This window comes from Psychrobacter sp. GW64-MNA-CIBAN-0177 (assembly GCF_040309585.1).
Taxonomy (GTDB): domain Bacteria; phylum Pseudomonadota; class Gammaproteobacteria; order Pseudomonadales; family Moraxellaceae; genus Psychrobacter; species Psychrobacter okhotskensis.
The window spans coordinates 19,973-32,554 of the sequence record NZ_JBEOOY010000001.1; the positions used below are offsets into that span (position 1 = coordinate 19,973).

The 12,582-nt window shown below is 44.2% G+C and carries 9 protein-coding genes; 3 read left to right on the forward strand and 6 right to left on the reverse strand.

What is annotated here, in order from left to right; all coding sequences use genetic code 11:
• Positions 1-102 precede the first annotated feature (102 nt).
• From AAEY79_RS00065 to AAEY79_RS00085, 5 genes are all read right to left on the reverse strand, one after another.
• On the reverse strand, positions 103-1,113 hold the full coding sequence (locus AAEY79_RS00065) for a PD40 domain-containing protein (protein WP_025652132.1): 1,011 nt from the start codon (positions 1,111-1,113) through the stop codon (positions 103-105).
• A gap of 231 nt (positions 1,114-1,344) precedes the next feature.
• Positions 1,345-1,833 (reverse strand): META domain-containing protein, encoded by a 489-nt coding sequence (locus AAEY79_RS00070; RefSeq protein WP_101210903.1) that lies wholly within the window; start codon positions 1,831-1,833, stop codon positions 1,345-1,347.
• A gap of 448 nt (positions 1,834-2,281) precedes the next feature.
• On the reverse strand, positions 2,282-3,391 hold the full coding sequence (locus tag AAEY79_RS00075) for a lipase secretion chaperone (RefSeq protein ID WP_352286701.1): 1,110 nt from the start codon (positions 3,389-3,391) through the stop codon (positions 2,282-2,284).
• Between the two features lie 439 nt (positions 3,392-3,830).
• Positions 3,831-4,907 carry a triacylglycerol lipase gene (locus AAEY79_RS00080; RefSeq protein ID WP_352286704.1) on the reverse strand — a complete coding sequence of 359 codons (1,077 nt, stop codon included), beginning with the start codon at positions 4,905-4,907 and terminating at the stop codon, positions 3,831-3,833.
• Positions 4,908-5,151: 244 nt separating this feature from the next.
• Positions 5,152-5,856, reverse strand: a complete 705-nt coding sequence (locus tag AAEY79_RS00085; RefSeq protein WP_025652128.1) for a triacylglycerol lipase — start codon at positions 5,854-5,856, stop codon at positions 5,152-5,154.
• A 224-nt stretch (positions 5,857-6,080) separates the two neighbouring features.
• On the opposite strand from AAEY79_RS00085, the gene map reads away from it, so the two are divergent.
• Positions 6,081-6,872, forward strand: coding sequence for a type I methionyl aminopeptidase (gene map, locus AAEY79_RS00090; protein ID WP_392397124.1), 792 nt, complete (start codon positions 6,081-6,083; stop codon positions 6,870-6,872).
• A gap of 174 nt (positions 6,873-7,046) precedes the next feature.
• Positions 7,047-9,791, forward strand: a complete 2,745-nt coding sequence (gene glnD / locus AAEY79_RS00095) for a [protein-PII] uridylyltransferase (RefSeq protein WP_352286707.1) — start codon at positions 7,047-7,049, stop codon at positions 9,789-9,791.
• A 429-nt stretch (positions 9,792-10,220) separates the two neighbouring features.
• Here glnD and AAEY79_RS00100 read toward each other — a convergent pair whose 3' ends face one another.
• Entirely contained in the window at positions 10,221-10,892 is a 672-nt protein-coding gene (locus AAEY79_RS00100; RefSeq protein WP_201633266.1) for a hypothetical protein, read from the reverse strand.
• Positions 10,893-11,289: 397 nt separating this feature from the next.
• Here AAEY79_RS00100 and dapC point away from each other — a divergent pair, with 397 nt between their 5' ends.
• Positions 11,290-12,537, forward strand: coding sequence for a succinyldiaminopimelate transaminase (dapC, locus tag AAEY79_RS00105; protein WP_201633271.1), 1,248 nt, complete (start codon positions 11,290-11,292; stop codon positions 12,535-12,537).
• Positions 12,538-12,582: the final 45 nt, after the last annotated feature.

Consider the following 12,582-nt stretch of genomic DNA (forward strand, 5'->3'; position numbering starts at 1 on the left):
CGATGGCTAAGCCACCTCTAAAATGCAGGCTATACAATCAACTTATGTTTCTTTGTCAGTGATTATATATACATTCCATTACATAATACATAGGTTTTACTCTTACCGTCCCCAAATGGGTGAGCGTACGACGCCTCCCGTCTTACTGCCAATGGCATAGCTTGTATTACCTGTTAATGAATGAATGACCAAGCTGCCGCCATTTTGACTGCCCACTTGTGCAAGCTTGGTGGGATAGACGGCATACTGCGCGGAAGGTGACAGACGAGCGGGTTCATCAAGACCCGTTTCGGCTAGATTGATAACTTGCCCAGTAGCCAGCGTCATCACCGCCGCCTTGCGACCATTAAGGTAGGCCAAGCGTTGACCATCTAAGCTCAGTTGCGGACTGGCTGCATAGCCCGCTGTCGGTATCACGCTTGCATTGGCTGTGGCAAAACGATAGCGATAGATACTGGGGCGACCAGCGCGGACCTTATCACTGGTATAAACAAAGCTTTGCCCGTCGCTGGCGTAGCTTGGCTGCACTTCCGTACTCGGTAAGGTGGTTAGCTGTTTGGTACTACCGTCGCTTAGGCGCATCTCATAGATATCGGCATTGCCGCCGACGGTTGAGCTGTAGAGGAGTTTTTGACCATCAGGCGAAAATGATGCTGACAAATTACTGCCCTCAGCATTTACCACCAGATTTTGGGTATTGCTTTTGCGGTCATAGATATAAATCTTTGGATGCTGGCGCGGCGCTTGTTTACTATAGGCCAGCATTTGACCATTTGCTGACCATGCTGGCGCATAGATATAACCCTTGAGCTGATCAATCAATTGGCGGTCGCTACCATCAGGGCGAATACTATAGAGTGTCGATATCTTTGCAGCGCCAAAGCCTTGCTCCTCAACATAAGCAATATACCCTTGCCGATCTATTGCTGGCATGCGGGCTGTCAGCGGATTGTTCGTCATTATATTAACAGCAGCATTGGGTGCGGTCATGTTCGGCAATGTCTGACAACCTGTTAGGACCATCCCCGTTAAAAAAGTGATAGCCGTTATGACGATTATTTTATTTAGGTAATGTACATTACTATTCGGTTTCAAAACAATCGGTTTTAACATGAAATAAAGTCCAATAGGGTTTTAATGGTGCGGTAAATATGCTTGAGTAAAAGCTAAGGTTATATAACAGCAAAGAGGATTAATCGACCCCAACAATCCATCACTACAAAAGTTGATGACCTTAGTGTAGCGCAAACGGCAGCATATTTTGAATAAAAAAATGCCCCACTACATAGTGAGGCATATCAAAGACAGGAATTACTGATTAAGTTGCGTCATTGAATTGGCAAATTATTTTGCGACAGCTTTAAAGTACGCCACTTGATTGGCATTACGGATAGTCAAGATAGGCACGTTATTCGCATTGTTATTGATGCTGTATTTGCCTTGTACCGTCGCCATAGTTGCTGTATCGAAGCTTGCTTGTGGCTCAGGGCATGCCATCATAGTCGACATTACATTACCTAACACCACATTGTCATTTACGACGCTATAACTAGCGCCCATGTTATTACAAGTATTAGCAAAGGTGACACGGTTGCTCGTACCGTCTTTGAAGAATTTTAGCGTTAATGGTTTGCTTGGGTCAAAAAACAATTGGCTGACTTTGTCACCATTGCTGCGTTTGGCATCGACAAGCTGCCAGTTATATGCTTGTAGTGCATCAACAGTAATTGGTTGAGTCACAGGCGCGGTCACACTAGGGGTAGTTTGGCAACCTGCAGCCAATGTACCTACCGCAAGTGTCGCAGCCATCATTATTTTAGTCATGTTTTTCATAGTATCTCCTAAAAGGTTTAAGCAAATTTTTATAGACATGTGCGGAGCTTTATAGCGCCTGTTTGATTATTTTATTCATTGACCAGCACTTTATTCATTGAGCAGCACATGGGCGCTATTATGCATGACTGCCATATGACTGTCATGATAGATTAGGTATAGATTGAGACGTGGTTTGTGCCAACTATACAGGTGATTTGCTAATAGGTCTTGTTAGCAGCGCCATAAGCTGCTAACACTTTTGTGTGATGGCGAGTCTGCTTGTTACTTTTGGCTTATCAACTTATCAACTTATCAACTTATCAACTTATCAACTTATCGACTTATCGACTTATCGACTTATCGACTTATCGACTTATCGACTTATCAACCGATGATCGATCAAGCTGTTATTTATCGAACATCTCACTGCCAAATAATCATTTGCCCCGTATCTAATTATTAGGAATTATTGGGCAGCCGCAGCATTTTGTTGTTGCATCGCCGCATAACCCGCCAAGCGCTTGCGCTCGGTATCGTTAAATAACTGCTGCTCGAGCTGATTGATTTGGGTTTGTGCCTGCGCTTTGTCCGCATTTCGGCTCAATAGGCGCTGCTTTTGTGTTTGGTATTGATCAAAACGCTGATCGAAATTGGCGTCTTCTTGATCTACTTGTGCCAGTCTCGCTGCTGCAGGCGCACCGACCAGCTCTCGACGCATATTGTATAGTGCTTCGGGGCTTGCGCCTTTGGCTTTCATCTGCTCAGTACGAGTCATTAGCTCATTTAGATTGGCTTGTTGTGCAATATTGGCCTTGGTAGTGTTGTCCGGCATGCGGCTAATATAGTCTTGTTTTGCCGCCTCTTTTTGCGCATCAGACAACTGGGTATTTTGGTTGATTCTGACCATCTCCATACTATAATCATCATAGTCATCCTCTGTACCAAAGAAGGCGGTGATGGTTTCTTTGGAAAAATACTGCTGACGTAGCTTACTGACGTCTTGCTTTTGCTGTGTCACCGCATTCAAATCCAACTCGCCACTTTTGGTCGCCTGCAATTGCAGATTACCATAACGCTTTTCTATCTCAGGGATGGCTTTTAGATAGGCAATATATTGGTCAAATATAGCGACTGCTTGACTGGCAGCAGGCTCTGGCGTATGGCTGCGAATATAGCTCTCAACGCGGGCATAGATAACGGCTTCCTCTTCTTCACCAAGCGCTGACAAGAAATAATCAAACAAGCGCCGTAAACCTTCGGTAACGATCAATTGTTTATTTTCATCAATGATGATTTCACCATCTACTTCGGTGCCTTGTAAAGAACGCGGTAAGTTCTCAAGCCCTGTGGTGAACTGAGTGTTATTTTGACCAGATAAAATCGCCGCGCCACTATCGGAATCGGAACTATCACTCGTTGTGTTATTGGTATTATTTTTTACTTGTCCAGAGTTGGTCTCAGAAGACGCAACAGCGTTTTGGTCAGGTTTAAACCACATGATAACCGCTACAGTGATAGCGATGATGACAGCGATAATAATGATGGGAACATAAGGTAAACGACGATTATTTGACATAATAAAAATATCTTAGTTAATAAATCAATTGAGATATGTATAGCATACTAGGGTCTGTTGAACATTCGACCGTGGCACTGACAGAGACTATTTTTTAGACGATTCAAAGGTAAAAATATCTAGTTTAGTCATTCTAAGCGGATATTTTTAGCAAAGAAGCGGCAAAAAAGAGTCCTGTCTCTACGAGCTGATACTAAAATCGCCCTATTCGTTGTAAAAATCTAGCCAAGGCATGTGCATTACCTGCGATTTTCACCTAGACTAGAACCATTTTAGTTATTAGCAGTGCCTTCTTGTGAATGTTCAACAGACCCTAATATATGACAGAAGGGCCAACGGCGTTGACCCTGTTTATATATGGGCTGATCTATGCAAGATTTTATATAAAAATTAATGACAGGGTATGCATACTCACAGTAATAATATACCTACGATGTATTTATAAATTAGCGTTTTTCAAACGACTTACCTGAGTACGATAAATAGATTTCGGCTCAGACTCTCCCCATGCAGTCAAGCCCAACAATTGATTGGCTGAATCCAGATGATTCATTCGATAATTATCACGAATCACATAACCAAGCCGACTTGAGCAAGCAGATACCAAGCCATCATTAGAATCTCCTGCAAACGGCACACCCGTTGCTGCTAATAGGTAGTCACTAGGATCGAGTACGCTAGTTATCTGTCCAACACCACTAAATGAGTAATATTTGATGCCATTGACAGCCGTACTGGTCGGCTGGCCACAATAACTGGTTGGCATGGCAGCAGGGAATTTGGTATTGAAACGAGCGGCACCATCGGTCGATAGAGCCACAACTGCTTTCCAGCCATCTTGCTCTTGTATCTCTTTAAAGCTGATACCTGAACCGATATCTGTAAAACCACCGATTAAATTGAACACTCCTGATACTAACTGTGTGGTGACGTTTGACGGAGTGCCTGTATTGTTGTTTGGCTCAAGGGTGTTTTTGATAAAATCTGCCGTTTTTGATCCTTGCTCTGGGCTTGAAACTGCCGTTACTGAAGCGACATACTTTGGCGCAACGCCAGCAACATAACGAATGTCGATACCGCCTTGACTATGCCCAAATAAATTGACTTTAGGTTTACCTGAAATGGCGGTGATGGTTTTGACTTGTTGTAACAGTTGCTCGCCACGAATCTCACTGTTATTGACCGCTGATGTTTTGGTGGTATATACCTCTGAGCCGCCTTTCATCAAATCTTCAGGAATACCATTGAAGTAATCAATGACGCCAAACAACGTAGTGAAACCGCCAAGCCCATGAGCCATGACGACCGGATACTGAGTTTTAGTGTAGCTAGAAGTGAAATACTTGCTATCAACCAATTTGCACCCATTAGCATTGGCACAGTTATAGTATTGTCCTGCAGCTTGGGCTGATGTAGTTTGGAGGGCCATTAAGAGCAAACCGGCACTGATAGCACCAAGTGAGGGTAAGAATGCGCTGGGCGTGATAGCTGAGGAAAGAGAGGATTTTTTAATCATAACAACGTCCTTGTTATCGTTAAATTTTGGTTATCTTTACGTCAAAAAAGCAGTAAAGATTGCTGCTAATTCCTTTAGCAGGTGAAATTACTATACTGCTATCTTCTGTAACATTCAATCGTTTTTTAGAATATACGGGGCGATTTTTAGTGACTTTTCAGTCATTAATTAATAAATAATTGCTTTTATAGCTTTAATAGTCATTCATGTTAATGCTTTATATTCCAACAAGCTTTTGATAGTGTTACAGACTTTCATTTTTGAGACGATTAACCTGAGTAGTATAAAGAGACTTTGGATTAGGCTGCCCCCAAGCGGTCAATCCTACTACTTGATTGACAGAGTCCAAATGATTCATTTTATAATTGTCTCTGATGACATAGCCAAGACGACTTGAACAAGAAGACACTAAACCATCATTTGGCTCGCCAGCAAACGCAAGTCCTGTAGTAGCTAACAGATAATCACTTGGATCAAGACCATTGGTTATCTGGCCAACACCACTAAATGAGTAATACTTAATGCCATTAACCTCAGTATCAGCGGGTTGACCACAATAGCTGGTCGGCATTGCAGCAACGTAGCGAATGTCGATACCACCTTGGCTGTGACCAAGTAAATTGACTTTAGGGCTGCCTGAGATGGCACTGATAATTTTGACTTGTTGCAATAATTGTTCACCGCGAAACTCACTGTTGTGGATAGCAGAGGTTTTAGTTGCAAATACATTCGACCCACCATTTATCAAAGCTTGTGGAATACCATAGAAGTAGTCGAGTACCCCAAACAGCCTATTAAATCCATTAGCGCCATGCACCAATACAACGGGGTACTTGGTATCCGTGTGATTTGACGTCCAGTGTTTGCTACTGACTAGCTCACATCCAGTAGCATTGGCACAGTTATAATACTGTCCAGCCGCTTGCGCCGAAGTAGTTTGCATCGTCATTAACAGAAGACCTGTGCTCAGAGCACCTAGAGTCGGTTTTGCAATATTCAATGGAATTTTTATGCTAATAGTCCTATATTGATGACTATATAGTCATATATGTGCATATAAAGTCGTTTAATATCACTATGATTGAAATAGTCAATGACTTGCATTCAAACAGCATGTTGTCGATTTATGCTATAATTGACCACATAAAACCCATAACTATAAGTACCACAATGATGACTAAAAAATCCCTTATCCAGTCCCCAGAAGCCATAGAAAAAATGCGTGTGGCCGGCAAACTTGCCAGCGACGTCCTTGTCATGCTCGATGAGCATGTCAAAGTTGGCGTCAGTACCGAAGCCCTCAACCAAATCGCTCATGACTATATCGTTAATGTGCAAAAAGCCATCCCTGCTCCGCTGAATTACAACGGTTTTCCAAAATCGATTTGTACCTCAGTAAACCACGTGGTCTGTCACGGCATCCCAACCGAAAGCAAGCTACTCAAAGATGGTGATATCATCAATATTGATGTGACCGTGATCAAAGACGGCTACTACGGCGACACCTCAAAAATGTGGATCGTCGGTAACGGCTCTATCATGGCGCAGCGTATCTGCAAAGTCGCACAAGACGCGCTATATGCTGGCATGAGTGTGGTCAAAAACGGCGCGCGTCTCGGCGACGTTGGTGCAGCGATTCAAGCAGTGGTCGAGCCTGAGCGCTTTAGTATCGTCCGTGAGTTTTGCGGTCATGGCATCAGTGATGAATTCCACCATGAGCCACAAGTCATGCACTACGGCAAAAAAGGCACAGGTTTTGAGTTAAAAACGGGCATGACCTTTACCATTGAGCCGATGATTAACCAAGGTACGTGGCAGACCAAAATCTTGCCAGACGAATGGACAGCGATTACCAAAGATCGCAAGCTGTCGGCGCAATGGGAGCATACCATGGTCGTGACTGATAACGGCTGTGAGGTGTTTACAACGCGCCCCGAAGAAGACTTAAGCTTTTTAACTCAGTAGTACAAAAAAAGATCGCCTAGGCGGTCTTTTTTTTGCGCTATTATTAGAGCATGTTCTTAACTCAATCGACAACGATACCGTCGTATTGTGCTTATCGATTTTTCAGTTTTATAACTCCAAGAAGTTATTGGCTTCAATGATCCACCTTTTTAAATTGTTAACGGGATAACACTCATGTTTACTTGTGATGCCGCCTCGATCGATCTGACGCCGCTGCCTTCCTTTTCCTCACCTACGGCGTCACTGTTGCCAACGACGCCTGCAAAAACGCCGGAAAAAAGCCTACTCGGCATTCCTGAATGGTTAACCCAAATAAATGAAGATATCAGCCGCGCGCTTGAGCGTGGTATCAATATTCGTCAACTGGTGGCGGCACGCGCCTGTGCTATAGACAGTCTACTTATCGCCCTGTTTAAATGGTTTGAGCTGGATAAGACCGATTTGGCGTTATTCGCCACTGGTGGTTATGGGCGCGGCGAGCTGTCCCTATATTCCGATATCGATATTCTATTATTGGCTCCCAATGAGATTGGTCCTGATGCCAGTAGCAAGATTGATAACTTGGTGGCGTTACTGTGGGATATCGGACTTGAGCCTGCCTTATCCGTGCGTAGTGTCAGTGATGGCGTGGAAGCAGCGCTTGACCATACCATTGCCAGTGCACTACTCGAAGCAAGGTTGCTCATTGGTAATGAGGCTTTGCAAGACGTGCCTATTCAGATCGTCAACAAACAGTGGTCGCCGCGTGCATTTTTTGAGGTAAAGATTGCAGAGGCCAAAGCGCGGTATTTGCAGCACAATGCCACAGAATATAACCTTGAGCCTAATATTAAAACGGCCCCCGGTGGTCTACGTGATATTCATATCATCGGCTGGGTGACCAAGCGCTACTTTCGAGTGAGCAAGCTCTATGACTTGGTGCAGCAGAACTTCTTGACCGAAAAAGAGTTTGACGAGCTGAGCTTTGCCGAAGGCTATCTATGGCAAATACGTCATCATTTGCATGAATTGACTGGGCGCAATGAAAACAAGCTGCTTTTTGATTATCAGCGTGATATCGCCCAACTGATGGGTTATGAAGCGCAGCCAGACGATCAGCCTAACGCCGCCGTTGAGCGTTTTATGCGCGATTACTATCGCTGTGCCATGCAGATATCGACGCTGTCTGAGATGCTGACCAATCACTATTATGAGACCATCATCGAGCCGCAACTGCCTGATGATGAGCGTCCAAAAAAGCAACCCATAAACGCGCGCTTTAACCAAGTCGGCGAACAAATTGCCATGGCGCATCATCGCGTTTTTGCCCAACATCCTGAGTCGATTTTAGAGATGTTTTTACTCATGGGTCAATATGGCATCAAAAACGTCCGTACCCATACCTTGCGAGCGCTAAAAATCGCCGCGCGTGGCATCGATCAGACTTACCGTGACAACCCTAACCACCAAGCGCTGTTTTTGGGCAATCTAAAAGAACAGAATTACTTGTTTCATCGCCTGCGCACCATGAATCGTTATGGGGTTTTGGGCAATTATATTCCTGCTTTTTCTCAAGTCACCGGCCTGATGCAATACGATTTATTTCATCGTTATACCGTTGATGCGCATACCTTATTTTTAATTCGTATCTTGCACCGCTTCACCGATTCGCGTTTTTATGAAGACTTCCCGCTGGTCAGCGCTATCTTTCAGCGTATTGAGCGCAAAGAGATTTTGGTATTGGCAGCGATGTTCCATGACATTGCCAAAGGCCGCGGCGGCAATCATAGCTTGCTTGGTGAGACTGAATCGATTGAATTTTGCTTGGCACACGGCATGAGTGTCGCTGATGCCAATTTGGTTGGTTGGCTGACCCGCTATCACTTATTAATGTCGATGACTGCGCAGAAAAAAGACATCTCAGACCCAGAAGTCGTGACACTCTTTGCAGATTTAGTGGGCAACGTCACTCATCTCAATCATCTGTACGTGCTGACCGTCGCCGATATGAATGCCACCAATCCACAGTTATGGAACAGCTGGCGGGCGACCCTTATGAAACAGTTATACTCGCAAACGCGCCGTATTTTGCGTGCTGATATCGATGCACCGACCAATCGCCAAGACATGATTAGTGCCACGCGTAAGCAAGCATTGGTCATGTTAGACAATGTCGATAATCAACATATGAACCGCGATGAGGTACTTAGATTGTGGGATGATTTGGGCGATGAATACTTTTTGCGCGAGATTGCAGAAGACATCTTGTGGCACACCGAAGCCATCTTAAACCATCCACCGATTGGGCTTGCTTCTAATGCGGATAGTCCGCCAATGGTGGTTTTGCGTGAACATCGTGAACTGGCACTGGATGCGGTACAGGTTTTTGTCTATACCCAAGATCAGGTCAACTTGTTTGCAGTTACCATGGCAGTCTTTGATCAGATGAATCTAGACGTATTGGATGCAAGAATCATTACTGCCACCCGTGACTTTGCCTTGGATTCCTATGTGCTGCTGGATCGTAGTGGCACGCTACTGGTTGATGAAGACAGCCAACAAGAGCTTAAACAGCGACTGATCGATGCCTTCAAAAACCCGACAGTGCCAAAATTGACGCACAAACGTATCCCGCGCCAGCTCAAGCACTTTGAAGTGGCGACGACGATTAATTTTGAGTTTAATGAAGCTTCAGATCAGCACATTATGAGCTTAGAAACCCTCGATCAGCCAGGACTATTAGCACGAGTCGGTCAGATATTTTTGCAGCAACAAATTGAGGTGCATGCAGCCCGTATTACCACTTTGGGCGAACGTGCAGAGGATATGTTTTATATAAGTGACCGAAATGACGAACCCTTATCAGCCGATAAGCTCGAAACCTTAAAAACGGCACTGATAACGAGTCTTAGCTTACGTAGCGACAATGTTGAAAGTTAAACGGTACTGAAGATTAAGATGGTATAGAGAGTTAAAAATATGAACGATCCATGAATTGGACAAGTGTCGTTGATTGATTGGGATTGAAGTTCTGAGGTGAAAAATTTTTTAAGGTGAAAAGTGGATTGGTGCTGGATAAGTTTAGACTTTTTAGCACCAAGTCATTAATCCATTTTTGGTTTTGTATAATTGAATTCAAGTAACTTTGATACAAGGAAACCGAGTGCAAGCGATGCATTAGCATGCTTAGCGAGGATAACGATGTAGCGAATTTATATATAGTCAATTCGACATAAAATCGATATGCTAATGTTATCAGTGTTACTGGTGCAAATTTTACTTGCGTGCTGTGTCTACGCTGACAGAGGCTGCGCAAAATTTATCCCAGCAGTACGGTATTGGTTTGATAGTATTCAACTATAGAATTGATTATATGATGCTTTTATATATCATCTCGCTAGCATGCTCGTTGAGCTCATCATCAGCCAAATCTGGTGGCAATATATTTGCCTCTAGCTGCTGCTCCCCCAAGAGTAATCGTCCCGCATCAACCTCCTTTTTGAGCAAGCATTGCAAGCTTGAGAGATGAAACTGGGCATCGTAATGCTCATAGAGTGCTTTTAAAGAGATAGGTGCTTTTGCATGCACATCGAGATACAGACTGTCAGCGGCTAAGATAGTCATCTCATTCAGCGCCTCTTCGCGCAGTAGCTCTTGTTTATTGATTCGGCGTTGCAAGTTATTGGCCAATCGACCTTTAAAAGCCAGCATAACGATAAAAATCAGCGTTTGTAGCACAAATAAAGCCACATACTGCCATAGCGGCAGCGAGATATTTAATAGCTTGCTGAGCGACATCAGTACCATCGCTACGACCACATAGCTGACCAGTTGCCATAGCAGCCACATCATAAAGCTGTTATCGCCGAACCAAAACATTTGGCGCTCTTTTAGGCGAATCAGATGCTGACGCGCCTGCCACCAATGATGCTCACGCTGCTTTAATTGCCTATACAACTCTGCGCGCGGCGTACTATTATCAAAGTTTTTATTATTGATATCTTTGGCATTGAGATCATCAGTCTTTGAGACACTAGCCATATCAAATTATCCTCAGCATAATCTGTCGTTAACACTGACAGTTATTTTTATATTATTATCATGCCAATCCCAAAAATGTGATTAGCGTTATCGAGCTCGCTTAATTTATGAAGTGTAGTACTGGCACTCGCCTTCCTTGCTCATCAAATTTTTGCAGATGCTATCAGCTGTAAAGCACCAAGCAGCTATAAAGCACCAAGCTTATGATAATGCCTGCAATCCTCTTAGGTTTGCCTGTCGCTTCAATCAATGAATAATTTCTAATTAGCATTTATTTAAGAGACGATAAATTAGCAGCGATAAGAAAAAGACAAAAAATAAGGGAAGTGCTACACTGCTCGAATGTAAATTTTCTTTATAACTTTATTATTAATTGTCTATTATAGTTACCCTACTTATGAATCACAACTTGAACGCTCTGCATCCTTATCCCTTCGCTAAGATGGCAACTTTACTTGCTAATAGTACGCCAGCCCATAACCACAGTGAAATCAAGCTCGGTATTGGTGAGCCGAAACATGAGCCACCTGAATTTGTGCTGGACGTCCTACGTGAAAACTTGGACAAAATAAGCCGTTATCCAAACACTAATGGCCTCTTTGAGCTACGCCAAACCATTGCTCACTGGCTTGAGAGGCGCTTTTTTTTAAATCACGTCGATGCCAAAACGCAAGTATTGCCCGTCATGGGCACGCGTGAGGCGATTTTTAGTTTTGTGCAAGCGGTTGTTGATCATAAGGCTAAGACAACAGATAGCATAGAAAACCACCAGTTGCCTAGCTCATCGACTGGCTCATCGCCTACTGTGGTCATGCCCAATCCGTTTTATCAGATATACGAAGGTGCTGCGATACTGGCGCAAGCAACGCCTTACTTTGTGCCTTGCACGCTAGACAATGATTTTAAAGGCAATTATCGCGCTGTACCGAAAGAAGTATGGATGCAAACACAGCTGTTATTCGTGTGTAGTCCGAACAATCCAACAGGTTCGGTCATGACGATGGATGATTGGGAGTATCTCATTCGCCTGTCAGACCAATATGACTTTATCATTGCCAGTGACGAATGTTATAGCGAGCTATATTTTGATACCGCGCCGATTGGACTCCTGCAAGCTTGTGCAGCCTTGGGTCGTCATAACTTTAAAAACTGTGTGGTGTTTCATTCATTATCAAAACGCTCCAACTTACCCGGTCTGCGTTCGGGCTTTGTCGCTGGTGATGCAGAGATTTTGCAGGCTTATTTGCAATATCGCACCTATCAGGGCTGCGCGATGCCCATCCCTCATCAGCTGGCGTCTATCGCAGCGTGGCAAGATGAGAAACATGTCGAGCACAATCGCGCGCTGTACCAAGAAAAATTCGCGCTGTGGATGGCTGAGCTTGGTGAACTGTTAGCACTGCGGATGCCAGAAGCGGGATTTTACTTTTGGGTCAAAGTCCCCGAGCAGTTCGCGGGCGATGACGAGGCATTTGTGAAAGCCTTGTACGAGCAGACCAATATCCACGCCTTAGCTGGGCGCTATTTGTCACGTGAGGTCAATGGCAACAACCCCGGTCAAGGTTATGTGCGTATTGCACTGGTTGCCAGTGTCGAAGAGAGCCGTGAGGCCATCAGTCGTATTCGTCAGTTGCTTGGCGCATAACAGTCGCTTTAACAGCATTCACCTTTAACGGCAGTAGTCCTTAAA